This is a genomic window from Streptomyces sp. NPDC003393 (genome assembly GCF_053589015.1).
This window is the reverse complement of sequence record NZ_JBSFRB010000038.1, coordinates 1-20,533: the sequence shown is the minus strand read 5'-3', so window position 1 is coordinate 20,533 and position 20,533 is coordinate 1. Positions and strand designations below refer to the sequence as shown.

General features: G+C 71.0%; 19 protein-coding genes, 1 tRNA gene and 3 pseudogenes. 16 read left to right on the top strand and 7 right to left on the bottom strand.

The window, feature by feature from the left end; genetic code table 11:
- Positions 1-74 precede the first annotated feature (74 nt).
- Positions 75-179 (bottom strand): annotated as a pseudogene (locus ACWDUZ_RS29300) (5-dehydro-2-deoxygluconokinase); the annotation flags it as partial.
- A 352-nt stretch (positions 180-531) separates the two neighbouring features.
- On the opposite strand from ACWDUZ_RS29300, the gene ACWDUZ_RS29295 reads away from it, so the two are divergent.
- The 6 genes from ACWDUZ_RS29295 to ACWDUZ_RS29270 all read left to right on the top strand — a co-directional run bounded on the left by ACWDUZ_RS29295 (position 532) and on the right by ACWDUZ_RS29270 (position 6,730).
- Positions 532-1,545 (top strand): sugar ABC transporter substrate-binding protein, encoded by a 1,014-nt coding sequence (locus ACWDUZ_RS29295; protein ID WP_451634805.1) that lies wholly within the window; start codon positions 532-534, stop codon positions 1,543-1,545.
- Positions 1,545-2,621: an ABC transporter permease gene (locus tag ACWDUZ_RS29290; protein WP_451634862.1), complete on the top strand. Its 1,077-nt coding sequence runs from the start codon at positions 1,545-1,547 to the stop codon at positions 2,619-2,621. Before ACWDUZ_RS29295 ends, ACWDUZ_RS29290 begins: the two co-directional genes overlap by 1 nt.
- A 5-nt stretch (positions 2,622-2,626) precedes the next feature.
- A complete protein-coding gene (locus ACWDUZ_RS29285; RefSeq protein WP_451634804.1) occupies positions 2,627-3,541 on the top strand; it encodes an ATP-binding cassette domain-containing protein in 915 nt (304 codons plus the stop codon).
- Position 3,542: 1 nt separating this feature from the next.
- Positions 3,543-4,445 carry a sugar phosphate isomerase/epimerase family protein gene (locus ACWDUZ_RS29280; RefSeq protein WP_451634803.1) on the top strand — a complete coding sequence of 301 codons (903 nt, stop codon included), beginning with the start codon at positions 3,543-3,545 and terminating at the stop codon, positions 4,443-4,445.
- A gap of 177 nt (positions 4,446-4,622) precedes the next feature.
- Positions 4,623-5,228 carry a GOLPH3/VPS74 family protein gene (locus ACWDUZ_RS29275; RefSeq protein WP_451634802.1) on the top strand — a complete coding sequence of 202 codons (606 nt, stop codon included), beginning with the start codon at positions 4,623-4,625 and terminating at the stop codon, positions 5,226-5,228.
- A 218-nt stretch (positions 5,229-5,446) separates the two neighbouring features.
- On the top strand, positions 5,447-6,730 hold the full coding sequence (locus ACWDUZ_RS29270) for a serine hydrolase domain-containing protein (RefSeq protein ID WP_451634801.1): 1,284 nt from the start codon (positions 5,447-5,449) through the stop codon (positions 6,728-6,730).
- 6 nt (positions 6,731-6,736) lie between these two features.
- Here the strand turns inward: ACWDUZ_RS29270 and ACWDUZ_RS29265 are convergent, their stop codons facing one another.
- Genes ACWDUZ_RS29265 through ACWDUZ_RS29255 form a run of 3 tightly spaced genes read right to left on the bottom strand, consistent with a single transcriptional unit; the run spans position 6,737 to position 9,781 of the window.
- A complete protein-coding gene (locus tag ACWDUZ_RS29265) occupies positions 6,737-7,741 on the bottom strand; it encodes a Gfo/Idh/MocA family protein (RefSeq protein WP_451634800.1) in 1,005 nt (334 codons plus the stop codon).
- 51 nt (positions 7,742-7,792) lie between these two features.
- Positions 7,793-8,578, bottom strand: coding sequence for an SDR family oxidoreductase (locus tag ACWDUZ_RS29260; RefSeq protein WP_451634799.1), 786 nt, complete (start codon positions 8,576-8,578; stop codon positions 7,793-7,795).
- Positions 8,579-8,587: 9 nt separating this feature from the next.
- Positions 8,588-9,781, bottom strand: coding sequence for a phytanoyl-CoA dioxygenase family protein (locus ACWDUZ_RS29255; protein ID WP_451634798.1), 1,194 nt, complete (start codon positions 9,779-9,781; stop codon positions 8,588-8,590).
- A gap of 120 nt (positions 9,782-9,901) precedes the next feature.
- Between ACWDUZ_RS29255 and ACWDUZ_RS29250 the strand changes: the two genes are divergently transcribed.
- Together ACWDUZ_RS29250 and ACWDUZ_RS29245 are read left to right on the top strand one after the other, a co-directional pair.
- Positions 9,902-10,951 (top strand): LacI family DNA-binding transcriptional regulator, encoded by a 1,050-nt coding sequence (locus ACWDUZ_RS29250; RefSeq protein WP_451634797.1) that lies wholly within the window; start codon positions 9,902-9,904, stop codon positions 10,949-10,951.
- A 278-nt stretch (positions 10,952-11,229) separates the two neighbouring features.
- On the top strand, positions 11,230-11,742 hold the full coding sequence (locus ACWDUZ_RS29245) for a hypothetical protein (protein WP_451634796.1): 513 nt from the start codon (positions 11,230-11,232) through the stop codon (positions 11,740-11,742).
- A gap of 115 nt (positions 11,743-11,857) precedes the next feature.
- Here the strand turns inward: ACWDUZ_RS29245 and ACWDUZ_RS29240 are convergent, their stop codons facing one another.
- Positions 11,858-12,634: a DUF2690 domain-containing protein gene (locus ACWDUZ_RS29240; RefSeq protein ID WP_451634795.1), complete on the bottom strand. Its 777-nt coding sequence runs from the start codon at positions 12,632-12,634 to the stop codon at positions 11,858-11,860.
- Between the two features lie 203 nt (positions 12,635-12,837).
- Positions 12,838-13,278 carry an SH3 domain-containing protein gene (locus ACWDUZ_RS29235; RefSeq protein WP_451634794.1) on the bottom strand — a complete coding sequence of 147 codons (441 nt, stop codon included), beginning with the start codon at positions 13,276-13,278 and terminating at the stop codon, positions 12,838-12,840.
- Positions 13,279-13,519: 241 nt separating this feature from the next.
- Here ACWDUZ_RS29235 and ACWDUZ_RS29230 point away from each other — a divergent pair, with 241 nt between their 5' ends.
- The 8 genes and pseudogenes from ACWDUZ_RS29230 (at position 13,520) to ACWDUZ_RS29195 (ending at position 20,193) form a co-directional block, all read left to right on the top strand.
- Entirely contained in the window at positions 13,520-14,050 is a 531-nt protein-coding gene (locus ACWDUZ_RS29230) for a MarR family winged helix-turn-helix transcriptional regulator (protein ID WP_451634793.1), read from the top strand.
- Positions 14,051-14,174: 124 nt separating this feature from the next.
- Positions 14,175-14,248 (top strand) — tRNA-Pro (locus ACWDUZ_RS29225).
- Positions 14,249-14,756: 508 nt separating this feature from the next.
- Complete coding sequence (locus ACWDUZ_RS29220) at positions 14,757-16,034, top strand: ABC transporter substrate-binding protein (protein ID WP_451634792.1); 1,278 nt, start codon at positions 14,757-14,759, stop codon at positions 16,032-16,034.
- 142 nt (positions 16,035-16,176) lie between these two features.
- Positions 16,177-17,067 (top strand): carbohydrate ABC transporter permease, encoded by an 891-nt coding sequence (locus ACWDUZ_RS29215; protein ID WP_451634791.1) that lies wholly within the window; start codon positions 16,177-16,179, stop codon positions 17,065-17,067.
- Positions 17,067-17,969, top strand: a complete 903-nt coding sequence (locus ACWDUZ_RS29210; RefSeq protein WP_451634790.1) for a carbohydrate ABC transporter permease — start codon at positions 17,067-17,069, stop codon at positions 17,967-17,969. Before ACWDUZ_RS29215 ends, ACWDUZ_RS29210 begins: the two co-directional genes overlap by 1 nt.
- Before the next feature lie 92 nt (positions 17,970-18,061).
- Entirely contained in the window at positions 18,062-18,775 is a 714-nt protein-coding gene (locus ACWDUZ_RS29205; RefSeq protein ID WP_451634789.1) for an LmeA family phospholipid-binding protein, read from the top strand.
- A gap of 137 nt (positions 18,776-18,912) precedes the next feature.
- Positions 18,913-19,686: pseudogene (locus tag ACWDUZ_RS29200) on the top strand (acyl-CoA dehydrogenase family protein); the annotation flags it as partial.
- A gap of 48 nt (positions 19,687-19,734) precedes the next feature.
- Positions 19,735-20,193, top strand: coding sequence for an RrF2 family transcriptional regulator (locus tag ACWDUZ_RS29195; protein WP_451634788.1), 459 nt, complete (start codon positions 19,735-19,737; stop codon positions 20,191-20,193).
- Between the two features lie 91 nt (positions 20,194-20,284).
- On the opposite strand, the pseudogene ACWDUZ_RS29190 reads toward ACWDUZ_RS29195, so the two are convergent.
- Positions 20,285-20,533: pseudogene (locus tag ACWDUZ_RS29190) on the bottom strand (ABC transporter permease); the annotation flags it as partial.

The following is a 20,533-nucleotide window of genomic DNA, read 5'->3' as shown; positions in this document are numbered from 1 at the left end:
ACGACGCCGGGGAGGCGGCGCACGGTCCCGCGCTCCCCGGCCGAGCGTGCTTCTCGGTGCTCCGGCCGGGCGGACGTCTCCGCTCCCGACAGGGGTACGCCGGAGCGTGGCGGGTAGAGATCCACTCCGATGCGGCCGATCGTGATCGGATCGAAGGACAAGGCGGACGAGGGCGACAGGGACCGGGAGGCGACAGGCCGATGAGGTGGGGCGGGCTGGACGGGGCGGACTCGACCGGCCCCGGCGCCGGAGCCCGCCGCGCTCCCAGGTGTAGGGCCCCGGGACCCCCACTGTCAATAGTTTGTACTTACATTCGGACCTGAGCGTGAAAGGATGTCTTGACAAAGTTGTTGACAGCGGGCGCGCCAGGGGATTGGATCCCGTCCCAACACAGCCGAACAGCCGGCCCGCCGCGCCGCCCAGGCGGCAGGCGCTCGGCCACGTTCCGGAACCGGTCCGTACCGGCTCCGGTCCACCGGATCCCTCCCGATCCCCCCCTTCCCCCTCGTCGCACAGTGAGGTGCCGGAAAGATGGACCGTTCTTCTCGCTCCCGCAGACTCCTCCCCGCCGTGGCCGTCGCCGCGGCGGCGGCCCTGACCCTCGCCGGCTGCTCCAGCAGCTCCGGTGGAAAGAAGGCCACGGAGGGCGGGGGCGCCGCCTCCGCGGGCAAGGCCACCACGCCCCGGATGACGGTCGCGCTGGTCACGCACCAGGCGCCCGGCGACACCTTCTGGGACATCGTCCGCAAGGGCGCCGAGGCAGCCGCCGCCAAGGACAACATCAAGCTCGTCTACTCCGCCGACCCCAACGCCGGCAACCAGGCCAACTACGTGCAGAACGCCATCGACCAGAAGGTGGACGGCATCGCGGTCACCCTCGCCAAGCCGGACGCCCTCAAGAGCGTCGTCGGCAAGGCGATCGCCGACGGCATACCCGTGGTCGGCCTCAACTCGGGTCTGAGCGACTGGAAGAACCTCAAGCTGCTGGAGTTCTTCGGGCAGGACGAGAGCGTGGCGGGCGAGGCGTTCGGCAACAAGCTGAACGAGGTCGGCGCCAAGAAGGCCGTCTGCGTGATCCAGGAGCAGGGCAACATCGGGCTCACCCAGCGCTGCGACGGCGTGAAGAAGACGTTCAAGGGCACCACCGAGATCCTGTACGTCAACGGCACCGACATGCCGTCCGTGAAGTCCACGATCACCGCCAAGCTGAAGCAGGACAGCGGCATCGACTACGTCGTCACCCTGGGCGCCCCCTTCGCCCTGACCGCGGTGCAGTCGGTGGGCGACGCGGGCAGCAAGGCGAAGATCGCGACCTTCGACCTCAACAAGCAGCTGACCGGCGCCATCAAGAAGGGCGACATCCAGTTCGCCGTCGACCAGCAGCCCTACCTCCAGGGCTACCTCGCGGTCGACTCCCTGTGGCTGTACAAGAACAACGGCAACTACAGCGGCGGCGGTGCGCAGCCGGTGCTGACCGGCCCCGCCTTCGTCGACAAGTCCAACGTCGACAAGGTCGCCGAGTTCGCCGCGAAGGGCACCCGGTGATCGACATGTCCCAGCAGGCCGCGCCGGCGGTGGGCACACCGCCGGCTCCCGGCGGCAGGCAGACCGACGGCCGTACGGTACGGCGCTCACCGGTCCTGCGGCTGCTGGCCCGCCCCGAGGTCGGCGTCTTCCTCGGCGCCGTCGCCGTCCTCGTCTTCTTCCTCGCCGCCGCGTCCTCGGTCCGCCAGGGCAGCTCGATGGCGACGATCCTCTACCAGTCGTCCACCATCGGCATCATGGCCCTGCCCGTGGCCCTGCTGATGATCGGCGGCGAGTTCGACCTGTCCGCCGGTGTCGCGGTGATCACCTCGGCGCTCACCGCGAGCATGCTCAGCTACCAGCTCACCATGAACGTGTGGACCGGCGTGATCGTCGCCCTCGTCCTCTCCCTGGCCATCGGCGCGTTCAACGGCTGGATGCTGGTGAAGACCGGACTGCCCAGCTTCCTGGTCACCCTCGGCACCTTCCTCATCCTCCAGGGCGTCAACCTGGCCGTCACCAAACTGGTCACCGGGAACGTGGCCACCGACGACGTCAGCGACATGGACGGCTTCCGCCAGGCCAAGGCGGTCTTCGCCTCCTCCTTCCACGTCGGCGGGGTCCAGGTGAAGATCACCGTCGTCTGGTGGCTGGTCTTCGCCGTGCTCGCCACCTGGGTGCTGCTGCGCACCAAGTACGGCAACTGGATCTTCGCGGTCGGCGGCAACAAGGACAGCGCGCGGGCGGTCGGCGTCCCGGTGACGTTCACCAAGATCTCGCTGTTCATGCTGGTCGGCTTCGGGGCCTGGTTCGTCGGCATGCACCAACTGTTCTCCTTCAACACCGTGCAGTCCGGCGAAGGCGTCGGCAACGAGCTGATCTACATCGCCGCCGCGGTGATCGGCGGCTGCCTGCTGACCGGCGGCTACGGCTCGGCGATCGGCCCGGTCTTCGGCGCGTTCATGTTCGGCATGGTCAACCAGGGCATCGTCTACGCCGGCTGGAACCCCGACTGGTTCAAGGCGTTCCTGGGCGTGATGCTGCTCGGCGCCGTACTGATCAATCTGTGGGTCCGGCGCACGGCGACCCGGAGGTGACCGACATGACCACGGACAAGACAGCGGCCGCCCCCGGCACGGCCGTGAAGGACACCCCGCCCGAGGGCGCCGGCCCCCTCGTCGAACTCCGGGGCGCAGGCAAGTCCTACGGCAACATCCGCGCCCTGCACGGCGTCGACCTCGCCGTGCACCCCGGCCGGGTGACCTGTGTGCTCGGCGACAACGGCGCCGGCAAGTCCACCCTGATCAAAATCATCTCCGGCTTGCACCAGCACACCGAGGGGGAGTTCCTGGTCGACGGGGACCCGGTGCGCTTCACCACTCCCCGCCAAGCCCTGGACAAGGGCATCGCCGCCGTCTACCAGGACCTGGCGACGGTCCCGCTCATGCCGGTGTGGCGCAACTTCTTCCTCGGCTCGGAGCTCACCAAGGGCCCCTGGCCGGTCCGCCGGCTGGACATCGCCCGCATGAAGCGGACCGCCGACGAGGAACTACGCGCCATGGGCATCGTCCTGGACGACCTGGAACAGCCCATCGGCACCCTGTCCGGCGGCCAGCGCCAGTGCGTGGCCATCGCCCGCGCCGTCCACTTCGGCGCCCGCGTCCTCATCCTCGACGAGCCCACCGCCGCCCTCGGCGTCAAGCAGTCCGGGGTGGTCCTGAAGTACATCGCCGCCGCCCGCGACCGCGGCCTCGGCGTCATCTTCATCACCCACAACCCCCACCACGCCTACATGGTCGGCGACCACTTCAGCGTGCTGCGTCTGGGCACCCTGGAACTGTCCGCGGCACGCAGCGAGGTGAACCTGGAGGAGCTGACCAACCACATGGCCGGCGGTGCCGAGCTCGCCGCCCTCAAGCACGAACTGTCCCAGGTCCGCGGCGTCGACGTGCAGGGACTGCCCGAGGCGGAGGCTCTCACCGCACCCCGGCCGGACTCCGTCGAAGGGAACTCCTGACATGGCCCCCGTGCTGGACCGCATCCGGGTCGGCTCGGCCCCCGACTCCTGGGGCGTCTGGTTCCCCGACGACCCCCGACAGGTCCCGTGGCAGCGCTTCCTCGACGAGGTCGCCGAGGCCGGGTACTCCTGGATCGAGCTCGGCCCCTACGGCTATCTGCCCACCGATCCCGCCCGGCTCACCGACGAGCTGGCCCGGCGCGACCTGACGGTCTCGGCGGGCACGGTCTTCACCGGACTGCACCGCGGACCGTCGGTGTGGGAGTCGACGTGGGAGCACGTCGGCCGGGTCGCCGCCCTCACCCAGGTCATGGGCGCGCACCACCTCGTCGTCATCCCCTCCTTCTGGAGGGACGACAAGACCGCCGAGATCCTGGAACCGCCGGAGCTGACGGGCGAACAGTGGGCCCACCTGACCAAGGGCATGGAACGCCTCGGCCACGAGGTCAAGGAGACGTACGGCCTCGACATCGTCGTCCATCCGCACGCCGACACCCACATCGACACCGAGGCGCACGTCGAACACTTCCTGGACTCCACCGACTCCGACCTGGTCAACCTGTGCCTGGACACGGGGCACTACGCCTACTGCGGCGGCGACAGCGTCAAGCTGATCGAGACCTACGGCGAACGGATCGGCTACCTGCATCTCAAGCAGGTCGACCCGGAGATCCTGGCCGACGTGGTGGCGGGCGGGGTGCCGTTCGGACCGGCGGTCCAGCGCGGTGTGATGTGCGAACCCCCCACCGGCGTGCCGGAGTTGGAGCCGGTACTGGCGGCCGCGCAGCGCCTCGGCGTCGACCTGTTCGCGATCGTCGAGCAGGACATGTACCCCTGCCCGCCCGACAAACCCCTCCCCATCGCCACCCGCACCCGCCGCTTCCTGCGGTCCTGCGGCGCGTGACGCTCCGGGGCCGACGGCGGACACACGAGCGTCGGCGGCCCCGTCCTCCTCCGAGGTCCGGGCATCCCCGTGCGCGGTCCGGCTACAGTCGGGCCGGTAACGGGAAGCCCGGCGGCACGGACCGCGCCGGCGGTCCGGGAACGCGGCGGCGGTACGCCCTCCGACGAGGAGAGCCTCATGAGCACAGCGCGTGACCTGATGATCGTGGCCCTGGGCCTGACACCGAGCCGGCCCCTGCGGCGCGGCGACCTCTCGCTCGCGCTGGCCGGGGCCGAGGCGTACGACCTGCTCCGCGCCGAGGCGATCGAGCTGGTGGGCGAGCGCATGGTCCCGCGTCCGCCGCCGGACCTCGAGGATCCCCTGCTGGACGCGGCCGCCTCCGCGCTGGTGCACGAGGCGCCGCACGAGTCCCTTCAGGACTGGCTCTGGCGCCGGGGACGCGACCTGGCGGCGGCGTACCTGACCGCGCTGGAACGCGAGGGACAGGTCGCGTGGGAACGGCACCGCTGGTTGCCGTTCCGCGGTGGCCGCGGCGTGCTCGGCGACACCGAGGCGCGGCGCCGGGCGATGTACCGCTGGGCGGCGGACGAACCGGTGCTGCTCGCTCTGGCCGCGGCCGTCGGGATCTGTGACGAGCCGGCGCCGGCCGACCTGTGCGTCACCGACGACGCGGCCCTCGGCGTGCTCGCCGCCGTGCACGACGCGGTCATGGAACTGGAGGCCGTGCGCCGCAGACGCGCCATCGAGGAGGCGGCGTTCGCCAACGTCTGGCGGGGCGCCTGAGAGCCGGGCCCGACAGGCGGCGGGGCAGAGCCGCTCCTATGCTGAGGACGTCGGTTCGGGTGCCGAGGACATCGGGACGTGAGGTCCGCGAGACGGCGGGCACTCCGCCCGCGTCGTGGCCCCTCCCCTCGGCGTCCGCCGCGCAAGGGCGCCCTCCGCAGCCCCGCGTCCCGTCCCCCGGCGGCGCGGGCGACGTCTCACGCGCTCGGAGTCGGCCCATGACACTCGCGTGCACCACAGGACTGCGCCGCGGCGCCGTCACCGCGACCGCCGTGGGGGTGCTCGCCGCCCCGCTCGCGGCGGGTCCCACCGTGGCGACCGCGGCCGTTCCCGCCGGCCCCGGCGTGCCGGGCGTGGCCCCCGCCGCCGCACCGGCCGATCCGTCCCCGCCCTCCCCGTCGGCCTCCTCGGACGTGCGCCCCCTGACCCCAGATGTGGTCCGGCAGGTCGACCAGGCCGTCCGGCGCGTCATGCACCAGGCCGACGTGCCCGGAGTGATCGTGGGGCTGTGGACACCGGACCAGGGCCGCTATGTGAAGTCGTTCGGAGTGGCCGACAAGAGCACCGGCCGCCGGATGTCCGCCGACCTGTACATGCGCATCGGCAGTGAGACAAAGACGTTCACCGTGACCGCCCTGCTGCGTCTCGTCGACCGGCACGAGGTGAGTCTGGACGACCCCGTCGGGAAGTACGTCGACGGCGTGCCCGGCGGCGACCGGATCACCCTGCGGGAACTGGCCGGCATGCGCAGCGGGCTGTTCAACTACTCGGAGGACGAGGACTTCGTCAAGGCGCTCACCGCCGACCCGCGGCGCTCGTTCACCCCTCGGCAACTGCTGGCGTACGCCTTCGCCCACCCCGCGCTCTTCCCGCCGGGCCGGCAGTTCGACTACTCCAACACCAACCTGATCCTGCTCGGCCTGGTGATCGAGAAGGTCAGCGGCCGGTCCCTCGCCGACTACGTCCGCGCCGCCGTCCTGGAGCCGGCGGGCCTCGATCACACCTTCTTCCCGAGCGGCGCCGAGTTCCCGCGGCCGCACGCGCAGGGCTACACGAACCAGACCGCGTCCGGGCAGGTGCAGGACGCGGCGGACTGGAACCCGTCCTGGGGCTGGGCGGCCGGCGCGATGATCTCCGACCTCGACGACCTGCGCGTCTGGGCCCGCACCGTGGCCACCGGCGTGCTGCCCGACGGCCGCACGCTGATCAGCCCCGCCACGCAGAAGCAGCGGCTCACCGCACCGCCGTCGGCGATCCCCGGCGCCGGATACGGCCTGGGCATCTTCGACGTCCACGGCTGGCTCGGTCACAACGGCTCCCTGCCCGGCTACGAGTCCCTCACCGTCTACCTGCCCTCCGCCCGGACCACTCTGGTGGTCCTGCTCAACACCGACATCGACCACCAGGGCAGCGAGCCCAGCACGCTCTTCGGCAAGGCCATCACGGAGATCGTCACGCCGGGGCACGCCTTCGACCTCCCGGCACAACCCGCCGCCCGGTGACGCGCGTCAGACGGCGCGGATCTCCTCGATCCGCACCGGGCGGTGCTCGTGCAGCGACAAGGTGCACGCCTCCGCGATCCACCCGGCCTCCAGCGCGTCCGCGACCGTGCACGGCGACGCCAGACGCCCCGCCACGACCTCGGTGAACGCGGCGAGTTCGGCCCGGTAGGCGGCGGCGAAGCGGTCCATGAAGAAGTCGTGCGGGGTGCCGGCCGGGAACACCACCCCCGGCTCGAGGGACCTGAGCGGCAGCTTGTCGTCCAGGCCGACCGCGACGGAGTCGGCGAAGCCGTGCAGTTCCATGCGCACGTCGTAGCCGCGGGCGTTGTGCCGGCTGTTGGAGACCACCGCGATCGTGCCGTCGTCCAGGGTGAGGACCGCGCCGGTGGTGTCCGCGTCGCCCGCCTCCTTGATGTACTCCGCGCCCCGGTTGCCGCCGACGGCGTACACCTCGGTCACCTCCCGGCCGGTCACCCAGCGGATGATGTCGAAGTCGTGCACCGAGCAGTCGCGGAAGATGCCCCCGGAGGTGGCGACGTACGCGGCGGGCGGCGGGGCCGGGTCCAGCGTGGTGGACCGTACGGTGTGCAGCCTGCCCAGCTCACCGCCGTGCACGGCCGTGCGGGCGGCGACGAAGCCGGCGTCGAAGCGGCGGTTGAAGCCGATCTGCACGGGGACGTCACCGGCCTCGACGGCCTTGAGCACCTCCAGTCCCTCGGCCATGGTGCGGGCCACCGGCTTCTCGCAGAAGACCGGGACGCCGGCGTCGACCGCGGCGCGGATCAGCGCCGGATGCGCGTCGGTCGCGGCCGCCACCACGACGCCGTCCACCCCGGCGGCCAGTACCGCCTCGGGCGAGGCCGCTACCTCGGCCCCGAAACGTTCCGCGGCGGCACGGGCCGCCTGAGCCACCGGGTCGGCGACGACGAGCGACTCGACGGCGTCGAGTCCGGACAGTGTCTCGGCATGGAAGGCGCCGATGCGGCCGAGGCCGAGGATTCCGATGCGCATGATGGTGCGGCTCCTGAGGTGCGGTGGTGCGTGCGGGGTGCCGGGCAAGCCCTAGTCGAGGCCGCCGAGGACGTTCTGGTCCCAGTCGATCACCGATCCGGTGACCACTCCGGACCGGTCGGACAGCAGGAAGACGACGAAGTCGGCGATCTCGTCGGGCTGGCCGAGCCTGCCCATCGGAAGTCCCGCGGCGGCCTCCTCCCGCCAGTCGTCGCCGGCGCCGTGGAAGGCACGCTGGGTGGCGTCCTCTCCCTCGGTGGCGGTCCAGCCGATGTTCAGGCCGTTGATACGGACCCGGTCGAAGCGGTGCGCGTGCGCGGCGTTGCGGGTCAGTCCCACCAGCCCGGCCTTGGCGGCCACGTACGGGGCGAGGAAGGGCTGACCGCCGTGCGCCGAGGACGTGATGATGTTGACGATGGTGCCGGGGGCCTTGCGCGCCACCATGTCGGTCACCGCGGCCTGCATCGCGAAGAACGGCCCCTTCAGATTGACCGCGACGTGCGCGTCGAACAGTTCGGGCGTGGTGTCCAGCAGCGTGCCGCGGGAGGTGAGCCCGGCCGAGTTCACCAGGCAGTCGATCCGACCGTAGTCGTCGACCACCTCGGCCACGGAGCCCTTGGCCTGCTCCGCGTCCGCCAGGTCGGCCTGGACGAACATCGCACGGCCGCCGGCCGCGGTCAGCTCCGCCACCAGTGCCTCACCCGGCTCCGTGCGCCGCCCCGTCACGGCCACCACGGCGCCCTCGCGGACGGCGGCCCGCGCGATCGCGGCGCCCACGCCCTGGGTGCCGCCGTTGACGAGGACGACCTTGCCGTCCAGAAGTGCGGTGCGTGCCATGAACCCTCCTCAGTCGCTGCTGCGGCGCTCGGCGGCGGCCCGGAGTTCGTCCCGCAGAGCGCCCGGGGCCCACTCCTCCCGCAGTGCCCGCCGGACGAGGTCCGCCTGCGAGGACGGGGCCAGACCGTCGACCGGTGGGTCCCTGTCCAGGTCGGTGGGGAACGGGTAACCCTCGGCGCTCGCGGCGATCACATGCTCCAGCCAGTCCTCGCCCACGCCTTGTGCCTTGCGCTTGAGCAGCACCGGGTACACCGCGTTCACCACCGCCTCCCGGTCCACCGTCTCCATCGCGCGGCCGAAGGCGGAGGAGATCTGGAGCAGGTTGGCCATGCGCCGGATGTCCGGGGACCGGTTCGCCCCGGCGGCGTGGAAGAGCGCCGGGTTGAAGAAGACGGCGTCGCCCTTGGCCAGCGGAAGCTGGACGTGGTGCTCCGCGAAGTACGCCTGGAACGCGGGCAACCGCCAGGCCAGGTAGCCCGGCTCGTACCGCTGCGAGTACGGCAGGTACGTCGTCGGGCCGGACTCGAGCGGCATGTCGCACTGCGCCACCGCGCCCTGGAGGGTCAGCACGGGGGAGAGGCGGTGGACGTGCGCGGGGTAGGCGGCCGCGGCCTCGCCGGTGAGGAAGCCGAGGTGGTAGTCGCGGTGCACGGTCTGGGCGGCGCCCTGCGGGTTGACCACGTTGACCTGCGAGGTGACCTGGTAGCCGGGGCCCAGCCAGGCCTGCGAGACGAGGGCCAGGACGTCGTTGGCGTAGTAGTCGGCGAAGCTCTCCGGGTCGTACCGGGCAGCCTTCTCCAGGGCGTTCCACACGCGGTCGTTCGCGCCCGGCCGCGCGAAGTGGTCTCCGGGGGCGGTGCCCGCCGCGCGCTGCTCGTCGATCAGCGCGTCGAAGACCGTGGTGGCCCGGTCCACCACCGCCGGGTCGGGGAAGGCGCCTCGTACGACCAGGACGCCGGGCCCCTCGTCGAGCACGCGGACCAGTTCGGTCTGCACGGCGCGCCGGTCCCCGGCCGCGACGAGCCGGTCGCGGTCGTAGACGAGGACGCCCTGCTCGACGGCAGAGGCGTGCGGATGACCGGCGAGGTCGGTGGTGCGCTCGACCAGCGCCCGGAAGGCGTCGAGGTTGCAGTCCCGCTCGGTGAGCCAGGTGCGGCGGCGCGGGGAGTGCTGCGGGGAGCCGTGCGGCGGGGGAGAGGACATCGTCGTCCTTTCGGGAACGGGGGCGACGCGGCCCTGTCATTCTTGTCAGTACAAACCCCTCGAACAACCATCAGCAAGCCATCAAAAACCCCTCAAGCGCGCCAGGCGAGGAGCCGTTCCGTGGGCCATCCCTTCCCGATCCGCGAGATAGCCCGTCAGGCCGGGCTGAGCGAGGCCACCGTCGACCGCGTGCTCAACGGCCGGGGAGGGGTGCGCGAGAGCACCGCGCGCGAGGTGCGCCGGGCGATCGCCGACCTGGACCGCCAGCGCACCCAGGTGCGGCTGGTCGGCCGTACGTTCATGGTGGACATCGTGATGCAGGCCCCCGAGCGGTTCACCACCGCCGTGCGGGCCGCTCTGGAGGCCGAACTGCCGTCCCTGCACCCGGCCGTGGTCCGCTCCCGCTTCCACTTCCGTGAGACCGGCCCGGCGGACGAACTGGTCGCGGCGCTGGACCGGATCGCGCGGCGCGGCTCGCAGGGCGTGATCCTCAAGGCCCCGGACGTCCCCGAGGTCGGTGCCGCCGCCGGCCGGCTGACGGCGGCCGGGATCCCGGTCGTCACGCTGGTCACCGACCTGCCCGCCGCCGCCCGGCTCGCCTACGTCGGCAGCGACAACCGGGCGGCGGGCGCCACCGCCGCGTATCTGACGGCCCAGTGGCTCGGCGACCGGCCCGGCAATGTGCTCACGTCGCTCAGCAGCGGCTTCTTCCGTAACGAGGAGGAGCGCGAGATGGGCTTCCGCAGCGCCATGCGGGCCGCCCGGCCGCGCCGCACCCTGGTCGAGATCGCCGAGGGTCAGGGCCTGGACGCCACCCAGTACGACCTCGTCCGCGCCGCTCTGGAGCGCGACCCCGAGATCCGCGCGGTCTACTCGATCGGCGGCGGGAACATCGCCACCCTGCGGGCGTTCCAGGACCTGGGCCGTGAGTGCGCGGTGTTCATCGCCCACGACCTCGACCAGGACAACACCCGCCTGCTGCGCGAGCACCGCCTGTCCGCCGTGCTCCACCACGATCTGCGCCAGGACATGCGGGAGGCCTGCCGGCTGGTGATGCGCGCCCACGGCGCTCTGCCGCCCGCCGGGCCGGCCCTGCCGTCCGCGATCCAGGTGGTGACCCCGTACAACATGCCGCCGCAGGCCCGCCCGGACGACGGCGGCGTGGCCTGAGGGCTGTCCCGCGATCCCCGGCGGGCGCGCGGCGTCGGCTACGGCACCTCGCCGCGTCGTGGGGACGTCCGCATACGCCCGGTGTGCGGACGTTCCTCCGCCGTGCGACGCTCCCCCACTGCCTGAACGGCGTGGGAGGTGCTTCCGGCATCCGACGCCGCGCGCTGATCCACCGCGGACAGGGGGACAGCTCTTGGACGGCCGCGCGGTGGCGAGGGCCGGCGGCTTCGGTGATCGTTGAGACGACCGTCTCAGCACGCCCGGGAAGGGAGCAGCCCATGGCAGACCCTCCGGCGGCCGGCCCGCAGCGGGCCGCGCACGACACCCGCTCCCTTCTGCTCTTCGGCGGCGTCTACGGCGCCGTCATCGCCTGTGCCATGGTCGCCGCGCTCACCGTGGCCGGACACAACTCGGCGGCCAGCCGCCGCTACGACTCCGCCTGGCTGCTGGTGACCGCGTTCGCCTCCGCGCTCGCGCACGGCTACGCCCACTACATCGCCGAACGCGGCCCGCACCGGCGCGGCCAGGCCCTGCGTGCGCTGGCCGCCGAATGGCCGCTGGTCGCCGCCACGCTGCCCAGTGTGCTGATCCTGGCGGGCGGGGGCTGGGGCTGGTGGCCCGCGGACGGGGTGGAGTACCCGGCGTTCACCTTCAACGTGGCCCTGCTGTTCGTCCTGGGTCTGGTCTCCGCCAGGTGGGCGGGGCGCAGCTGGCCGACTGCGCTGCTCACCGGGGTCGGGGACGCCGTGTTCGGCCTGATCGTGGTCGTGGCCAACGCGCTCATCAAGTGACGTCGTCACCGGCGTCGGGGCCGAGCGTCCACCGAAACGGTCTCCGCCGGGCACGACGGGAGGGGATCCGAACAGGAGCCGCGCCCAGGGCGGTCGCCGAGCGACCCGGGCCGCCTCAGGGCCGGTCGTCCGCATCGGCGTCCAGGCCCGTGCACGCCACCTTGCCGTTCACCTCCGCGCACGCCTCGACGCCGTTCGGTGAGGACACGGCGAGCATCGGGCTCGTGTCGCCCCGGCCGTCGGCGGCGGAGTACGTGGCCGACAGCACGTCCCCGCCCGTGCGCACGGAGACCTCCCGGGCCACCGCGCCCCGCACCCGCACCTGGGACCAGGCGGTGCCGCAGGAGGGGGACCAGCGCAGGAGGACGGTGTACGCCGCGTCGCTCACGGCGCTCTCGGTCCGCGCGTCCCCGGCGCACGCCGATGCGCCCGGCAACTCGCCCTGGCAGGAACGGTCCTGACAGTGCCGGGAGACGGGCTCGACCCGCGTGCCGGGTGCGGTGCCGCGCGAGGAGGCGGCGAGGGCCGTGGCCACCGCCGCGACAGCCGTCAGCAGGGTGAGCGTCGGCAGCAGCGGCAGCCGTCCCCGGCGCGTCCGCGGCGCACCGGCGGGTTGCGACGCGGGCACCGTGGGCGCGGGCGCCGCATCGTCGCCGGCCGCCTCCCACAGGGCCAGGACCGGTGCCGGATCGGCGCCCGCGAGCCGCGCGAGCGCCTCCACGGCCGAGCGGGGCGGGTACTTGGCCCCGGTCAGGTAGCGGTGCCAGGCGGACTTGCTGTAGGGGGTGCGCGTGGCGAGGGCGGCCAGGCTCAGGCCCGTACGGTCCCTCAACTCGCGCAGGGTCGCCGCCAGCGGCCCGATCGACGGTTCCGCTTCCTGGGCCTGCCGCATCATGCTGCTCCCGACTCGACTTCCGTTATGGGCGTTTCACCCCCAGTTGTCGAGATGGATTCCCTGGTTCGGGTCACCGCCACACATCCGCGCGGTGTGAGGTCGCGGCGTCGGTGCGGCATGCGGCACGCCGGGGCCCGTCCGCCGGCCCGCGGTGCGGCGGAACGGGCCCCGGCCTCAGGATGTGGGGAGCCGAGGGGGCGTCAGCACCAGGGGACGGTGCCGCGGACGCGCAGGTAGCGCGCCGAGACGTAGCCCCGTACGTGTGCGAGCCGGTACCACTGACGGGCGCCGCGCACCCAGGACCCGTACGTCCGGCACTTGAGCGCGACCAGTCGGCCCGTGTGCCGCACGCCGATCACCCGGTACCCGGTGCCGGGGCCGGAGCGGACGTTCAGCGGGGAACGGTGCGTGGTCACCCGGCCGAGGGGGTGACTCGAACGTGAGTGCTCGGCGCGGTGGTTGACGTGGTGTGGGTGCCGTACGCGATGCGTGGCGGGCAGTGCAGGGAGCGATTGCCGCTCGGTCACGGCCGAGGCGGGGCGGGCGGTGGGCGCGGCCGGGGCGGCGTCGGCGGTCGCGGGCACGAGCGCGAGCATCGCGACCGTGGCCAGCAGGCCGCCGGTGAGGGTCCGTCGGATCATGGAAGCCTCCGGGCTGTCGTTCCGGTGACCACATGGCGTGATCACACGTCGCCCAGCGTTTCCGCGGTGGCCGCCGGCGATGCCGTCCCCGTGTCCCGGGGACGGCGGGGACGTCCCGCGGGACCTGCGGCCGCGGGCGGTTCCCCGGCGCCGCCCGCGGCGAGCCGGCGAACGAGGGTCGCAACAGCGAACAGCCCAGCAAACTACTTGAGTAAGTCAACGATATGGTAGCCTCGGGGTCATGTCCACCGCATCGTCGCCCACCGGACCCGTCATCTCGCCCGAGGTGGCCGAGATCGAGCGCGCCCTGACGCGCATCACCTATCTGAGCACACGGGCCCGGCAGCACGAGCGGCTGATGGGGTTGGCCGGTGTGCCTCTGGACCGGGCCGCGGTGGCGCTGCTGCGCCAGATCGCCGACTCCGAGCCGCAGCGGCCGGGCGAACTGGCCAACCGCCTGGGCGTGGAGGCCTCTCATGTGACGCGTACCGTCCAACAGTTGGAGAAATCCGGCCATGTCACCCGCGTCCCCGATCCGGACGACCGCAGGGCCCAGCGCATCCGGCTGACCGAAGCGGGCCGGGAGGCCGTCGCCCGTGTCCGCGAAGCCGGCGCCCGCGGTATGCAACTCGCTCTGTCCGGCTGGTCCGCCGAGGAACTCCACCAGCTGGCCACGCTGTTCCACCGCATGGTGGACGACTTTCTCGCGTACGCCAACGACATGGACGCGGCGCAGGACATCCCGGACGCGGCGCGGCGGCGCACCGGCTGAGCGCGGCGGTGCACCGGCTCGGTGCGGTGCCGCCCCCGCCGATCGGGGCCGACCGCCATGGGCCGCTCACGTACGGTAGGGTTTACCCGGGTGCTCGGCGCGGATGATCGCGCGAAGTGCCCGACGGGACGTGGCGCAGCTTGGTAGCGCACTTGACTGGGGGTCAAGGGGTCGCAGGTTCAAATCCTGTCGTCCCGACTTTTCGAAGTCGCGGGTCAGGGGCCGTTTCAGAGGAGATCTGAAACGGCCCCTCTGCCATGTCCGGGGCCGATCGTGGCCGGATGGACGTGATCGACAGCAGCCGTCGAAATATTTCGATGCGGCGCCCTGCGAGGCATTCGGAAGTTTCGAAGAACTTTCGGAAACTAGTCATTGACTGCCGCTCCGCGGCTCGCGCATACTCACGATCGATCGAAACCCCCCGTAACGGAGACGACTCCGTACGGTTACACCCGTCCACCAGGCACGTCCACACGTGCATGCCCGGTGCCGGGGAAGCACGGGTTGCAGTGATCGTCGCGAATCCGCGCGCGTGACCGACCCTCACTGTTGCCACGGCCGACCGCCCTGTCGAACACCAGGATCACCGCACGTACGAGAAGACTTTCGACGCCCAACGGGCCATTAATTCCGGCAGATATTTGCACTCATTGTGCCTATGACGACAGATCAGGGAGATTTCACGATGGCGAGGAAGATACGCGGCGTGACGGCTGCAACGATCGGCTTGAGCGTCGCACTCGCCGCCACCGGTTGCGCCGGCAACGGCGACAGCGGCGGCGGCAGCGGTGGCAGCGGCGGCAAGGTCACCGTGACCGTCTGGCACAACGCGCAGCCCGGGCCCGGTGCCGTGTACTGGCAGACCGCCGCGAAGGAGTACCACAAGCTGCACCCGGACGTCACGATCAAGATCCAGGCGGTCCAGAACGAGGACCTCGACGGCAAGCTGCAGACCGCGCTCAACTCCAACTCCGCCCCGGACGTCTTCCTCCAGCGCGGTGGCGGCAAGATGCAGGCCATGGTCAACGCCGGCCAGCTCCAGGCGCTGAACCTCACCGATGCCGACAAGAAGAACGCCAGCGAGGCCGCGATCGCGGGCTACTCGATCGACGGCAAGGTCTACGCCATGCCGGTCGACACGCAGCCGGAGGGCATCTACTACAGCAAGGACCTGTTCAAGCAGGCCGGCATCAGCTCGACGCCGACGACGATGGACGAGCTCGAGGACGCCGTCGCGAAGCTGAAGAAGATCAACGTCGCGCCGATCGCGGTCGGCGCCAAGGACGCCTGGCCGGCCGCGCACTGGTACTACAACTTCGCCCTGCGCGAGTGCAGCCAGGACACCATGAACGACACCGCCAAGTCGCTCAAGTTCGACGACCCCTGCTGGACCAAGGCCGGCGAGGACCTGTCCGCGTTCCTGAAGATCAAGCCCTTCCAGAAGGGCTTCCTGACCACCTCCTCGCAGCAGGGCGCCGGATCGTCGGCGGGCATGCTGGCGAACCACAAGGCGGCCATGGAGCTCATGGGCAACTGGGACCCCGGTGTGATCAAGAGCCTGACCAAGGACCAGAAGCCGCTCCCCGACCTGGGCTGGTTCCCGTTCCCCGCCGTCCCCGGCGGCAAGGGTGAGCCGTCCGCCATCATGGGCGGCCTCGACGGCTACTCGCTGTCCAAGAACGCGCCGAAGCAGGCCTTCGAGTTCCTCGAGTGGCTGCTGACGAAGGAACAGCAGGAGGAGTACTCCAAGGCCTTCGTCACGATCCCGGTGAACAAGGAGGCCCAGGGGGTCGTCACCGACTCGTTCAACGTCTCGGCGCTCGAGGCCTTCAACAAGGCCGCCTACTCCATGATGTTCCTTGACACCCTGTACGGCCAGAACGTCGGCAACGCCATGAACACCGCCGTCGTGAACCTGCTGGCCGGCAAGGGCAGCGCCGCGGACATCCCCAAGGACACCAACGCCGCTGCCGCGAAGGGCTGAGTAAGCGACAATGAGCAACCCCCTGGGTACTGACACGGCCACGGGCCGCCAGTCGCAGGGCACGCCTGAAGTCGGGGGCGCGGCCACGGCCGCGGCCCCGGCTTCGCCGCGAGCGGCTGCGCGCCGCCGCGGCCGTGCCAAGGTGCGGCTCGAGATCGCGCTCCTGTCCGGGCCGGCGATCCTGATGTTCCTGGCGTTCGTGATCTTCCCGGTCGCGCTCGCCGCGTTCTACGGTTTCTACCGGTGGCACGGCTATGGAGCGCCCACCGACTGGGTCGGCCTGAACAACTACAAGCTGATCCTCACCGACCCCGCGTTCCAGCAAGTGCTGTGGCACAACGGCCTGATCCTCGTGCTCTCGCTGGTCATCCAGGGCCCGGTGGCGATCGCCCTCGCGCTGCTGCTCAACCAGAAGATCCGCGGCCGCTCGATCATCCGCGTCCTGATCTTCGCGCCGTACGTGATCTCCGAGGTCATCGTCGGCACCGGTTGGAGCCTGATGCTCCAGAGCAACGGCGCGCTCAACGACATGCTGTCCCACATCGGCCTGGGCTTCCTGCAGGAGGAGTGGCTCTCCAACCCGAAGCTGGCCCTCTGGACGCTGATGGGCATCATCTCGTGGAAGTACATCGGCTTCGCGGTGATCCTGATGCTCGCCGGCCTGCAGTCGATCCCCGACGAGCTCTCCGAGGCCGCATCGATCGACGGCGCCTCCTACTGGCAGATCCAGCGCCGTATCACGTTGCCCCTGCTGGGGCCGACGATCCGCATCTGGGCGTTCCTGTCGATCATCGGCTCGCTGCAGCTCTTCGACCTCGTCTTCATCATCTGGGGTCCGTACGTCTCGAGCACCGCGGGCACCTCGACCATGGCGATCTACATGGTCGCCCAGGGCCGCAACGCGGGCAACTACGGCTACGGCAGCGCCATCGCGGTCGTGATGTTCCTGATCTCGCTCGTCGTCGCGCTGCTTTACCAGCGCTTCGTCCTGCGCCGCGACCTCAAGGGTGCCGTCACCGAAGGAGACTTCTGATGAGCGCGACGACCGCCAACTCCTGGACCTCCTCCTCCACGGAGTCGAAGGGGCCCACCGGCCGTCGCGGGCGTCGTGACAAGCCGCAGAAGTGGGGTACTCCCTTCACCTACTTCATCGCCCTGCTCTTCGTCGGGGTCTGCGTCGCACCGGTGCTCTACATCGTGCTCGGTGGGTTCCGCACCAACTCGCAGATCTCCACGAGCCCGGCCGGCCTGCCGCACCCGTGGGTCTTCGACAACTACATCAGCGTCCTGAAGACGGTGACGTTCTGGGGCGAGTTCGCCAACTCCCTCATCGTCGCGCTCGTCAGCACCGCCGGCACCGTCATCCTCGGCCTGATGGCGAGCTTCGTGATCGCGCGCTACGACTTCAAGCTCAAGGGCGCGATGTACTCCCTGTTCGCCGCCGGCCTGATGTTCCCGCTGGTCATCGCGATCACCCCGCTGTACATCGTGGTCAAGGACCTGGGCCTGGTCGACAACCTGCTCGGCGTGATCATCCCGCAGATCGCCTTCGGCCTGCCGATGACCGTCATCATTCTGGTGCCGTTCCTCAGGGCCATTCCGAACGAGATCGAGGAGGCCGCCGCGATCGACGGTGCGAGCCGACTCGGGTTCTTCTTCCGCATGGTGATCCCGCTGTCGCTGCCCGGTGTGGTGACCGTCGGCATCCTCGGGTTCATCAACAGCTGGAACAACTACGTCCTGCCCCTGTACGTCCTCAACTCGAAGGCGAACTACACCCTGCCGCTCGGCGTGCAGCAGTTCTCGACCGAGTACTCCGTGGACACCGCGAAGGTCCTCGCGTTCACCTCGCTCGCCATGCTGCCCGCACTGGTCTTCTTCTCGATCTTCGAGAAGCGCATCGTGGGCGGTCTCACCGGCGCCGTGAAGGGCTGAACCGGGATTGTCGCGCGCGGCGGCGGCCGTGCATGATCGGTTCCCGGACCGATCATGCACGGCCGCGAGGCCGTGACAACGGGGAGACGCACATGAGAAGCCGCTGGGTCAAGATTCTCGGGATCACGGTGCTGGTGCCGGCCGTTCTCTTCACCGTGGCCGACCGGGTCGCCGTGCACTACGCCGACAACGAGGCCGGCCGTCTGGTCGCGGAGAAGTACGGCTACAGCAACAGCACCGACGGCGACCTCGACGTGTCCATAGCGGGATTCCCCTTTCTGACGCAGGCGTTCAGCCAGAGCTTCGACCATGTCGAGCTGAAGGCGTCGAAGTTCACCATCGACACCGAGAGCAATGCCCGGGGCGGCTACCTGCCCGTCGAACAGTTCCAGCTCGACCTGCGCGGCGTGCAGGTGACCTCGCTCGCCGCCCGCAGGGCCGAAGCGAATCTCGCCACGGGCTCCTTGATGCTGTCGTACGACGCGCTGTCCGGCGTGGTCACGCGACTGGCGGGCCGCGGCGGCTCCCTCCGGATCGCGCAGGCCCCGGGTTCCACGGAGCAGGCGGCGCGGGTCGAGGTCACGGGCACCGCGGGGGGGAGCGACGTGAACGGTACGGGCACTGTGCTCGCCCAGGGAACGGAGATCTCCCTGAACCTCCCCGGCAGCGAACGGCCGGTGGCCACGTGGCGGGTGCCCCTCCCCGAGAACGTCGGCTTCACCTCGGCACGGGCCACCTCGAAGGGCGTGCTGATCAGCATGACCGGTCACCTGGTGAACCTCGGCTCGTCGCGTTTCACCAGGTGATCCGCCGCGCCACCGGCCACGGGCCGGGGCTACGGGCCGACTTCGGCCCCACGGCGACCGTCCGGGGCGCGCCCTGGGCCATTTCCCAACTAAATCACTAGGGAAATGAGGTACGTGGTGACGAGGGGAGTGAGGACGAGAGGTACGGCGCCGGGGTGGGCATCGCCGACCGGCTGGTGGTTCGAGCGGCCAGGTACGGCACCGGTGAGCCGCTGGCCGTCCTCGTCGACGCCACCCTCCCGGGCGTCGTGAGCGGCAGCTCCGGGCACACCTTCGGCCTGCGGTCGGCGGCCGACGGCGGCGTGGAGTTCGACTCCGTCCCCGTCGCGCCGGACGACGTCTTCGGCTCCCTCTCGCCCGACGAGGACGTCCTGTCACCCTTCGCCTCCCTGGCCGCGCCGACCGCGCGGCTGGTCTCCGTCCAGTTCTGTCTCGGTCTCGCCGAGGGACTGCTGTCCGAGGTCCGCGAGTACGGGCGGTCCGCGCGATTCTCCTGGCAGCCCTTCTCGCCGCAGCCCTGGCCGGTCGGTGCACCGCACGACCCGCACGCGCTGACCGCGTACGGTGAGCTCGCCGTGGTCGCACGTGCCGCGTCCGCCCTCGCCGACCAGGCGGTGGACGCCCTGATGTGCGGTCTCGCACGGGGTGAGGACCTCGACGGCGAGGAGTGCGCGGAGATCGCCGTCCTCGCGAGCGTGGCCGAGGCCGCCGCCTCCCGCGCCGCGCAGGAGATCACCACCCGTGCCCTGGACGTCATCGGAGCCGGCGCCGCCTCCTCCCGCCACGGCTTCGACCGCTTCTGGCGCGACGCCCGGACGCACACCCTCCGTGAGCCGGTCGCCCAGCGGCTGCGCGAGGTCGGGGACTACTTTCTCAACGGCGCGCATCCGCCCTTCACCCTGCCCGGCTGACGGTGCAGCCGGTGATGTGCGGACACGGCCGTGATGGATAATTGCGGCATGCGGATCTCGGCGCGAGCGGACTATGCGGTGCGAGCGGCACTGGAGCTGGCCGCGGCGGCGGACGACACCTCGCTCAAGGCCGAGGCGATCGCCGCCGCGCAGGGCATCCCGCACAAGTTCCTCGAAGGCATTCTGGGCGACCTGCGCAGGGGCGGCCTCGTGGTCAGCCAGCGAGGCGGAAAGGGCGGCTACCGGCTCGCCCGCCCGGCGGACTCCATCGCCATCGCGGACGTGATCCGCGTGGCGGACGGGCCCCTGGTCTCGGTGCGAGGCGTGCGCCCGCCCGAGCTCTCCTACAGCGGCCCGGCCGAGTCGCTGCTTCCCCTGTGGATCGCCGTACGCGCCAACGTCCGCAAGATCCTCGACGAGGTCACCCTGGCGCATGTGGCGGCGGCCAGGCTGCCCGACGACGTCGTGACGCTCACGGAGGACGCCGAGGCCTGGACGAATCCCTGACCGTCGCCCGGCAGCCGCGCCGGGTCGCGCGGCGTCGCGCGTGCGCATGCCGTTCGACCGGCACGCTCCGGCTCGACCGGGAGGGGTTCGTTCAGCGGGTGACCAGCAGGCCGCGGCTGCGCAGTACCCACCGCTCCAGTGGACTGAAGATCAGCAGGTCGATGGCGATGCCGACGAACAGGATCAGGACGATGGCCTGGAAGACCATGGACATGGAGCTGGCGTTGCGGCCGTTCTCCAGGAGTGCGCCCAGGCCGATGCCGAGGTCGGGGGAGGAGGCGATGATCTCGGCGGCCATCAGGGAGCGCCAGGAGAAGGCCCAGCCCTGTTTCAGGCCGGC

Bases quoted from the DNA above. Each gene is read 5' to 3' on its own strand.
- ACWDUZ_RS29295 (WP_451634805.1), top strand. From the start codon at position 532: ATGGACCGTTCTTCTCGCTCCCGCAGACTCCTCCCCGCCGTGGCCGTC.
- ACWDUZ_RS29285 (WP_451634804.1), top strand. From the start codon at position 2,627: ATGACCACGGACAAGACAGCGGCCGCCCCCGGCACGGCCGTGAAGGAC.
- ACWDUZ_RS29280 (WP_451634803.1), top strand. From the start codon at position 3,543: ATGGCCCCCGTGCTGGACCGCATCCGGGTCGGCTCGGCCCCCGACTCC.
- ACWDUZ_RS29275 (WP_451634802.1), top strand. From the start codon at position 4,623: ATGAGCACAGCGCGTGACCTGATGATCGTGGCCCTGGGCCTGACACCG.
- ACWDUZ_RS29270 (WP_451634801.1), top strand. From the start codon at position 5,447: ATGACACTCGCGTGCACCACAGGACTGCGCCGCGGCGCCGTCACCGCG.
- ACWDUZ_RS29265 (WP_451634800.1), bottom strand. From the start codon at position 7,741: ATGCGCATCGGAATCCTCGGCCTCGGCCGCATCGGCGCCTTCCATGCC.
- ACWDUZ_RS29260 (WP_451634799.1), bottom strand. From the start codon at position 8,578: ATGGCACGCACCGCACTTCTGGACGGCAAGGTCGTCCTCGTCAACGGC.
- ACWDUZ_RS29255 (WP_451634798.1), bottom strand. From the start codon at position 9,781: ATGTCCTCTCCCCCGCCGCACGGCTCCCCGCAGCACTCCCCGCGCCGC.
- ACWDUZ_RS29245 (WP_451634796.1), top strand. From the start codon at position 11,230: ATGGCAGACCCTCCGGCGGCCGGCCCGCAGCGGGCCGCGCACGACACC.
- ACWDUZ_RS29240 (WP_451634795.1), bottom strand. From the start codon at position 12,634: ATGCGGCAGGCCCAGGAAGCGGAACCGTCGATCGGGCCGCTGGCGGCG.
- ACWDUZ_RS29235 (WP_451634794.1), bottom strand. From the start codon at position 13,278: ATGATCCGACGGACCCTCACCGGCGGCCTGCTGGCCACGGTCGCGATG.
- ACWDUZ_RS29230 (WP_451634793.1), top strand. From the start codon at position 13,520: ATGTCCACCGCATCGTCGCCCACCGGACCCGTCATCTCGCCCGAGGTG.
- ACWDUZ_RS29210 (WP_451634790.1), top strand. From the start codon at position 17,067: ATGAGCGCGACGACCGCCAACTCCTGGACCTCCTCCTCCACGGAGTCG.
- ACWDUZ_RS29205 (WP_451634789.1), top strand. From the start codon at position 18,062: ATGAGAAGCCGCTGGGTCAAGATTCTCGGGATCACGGTGCTGGTGCCG.
- ACWDUZ_RS29195 (WP_451634788.1), top strand. From the start codon at position 19,735: ATGCGGATCTCGGCGCGAGCGGACTATGCGGTGCGAGCGGCACTGGAG.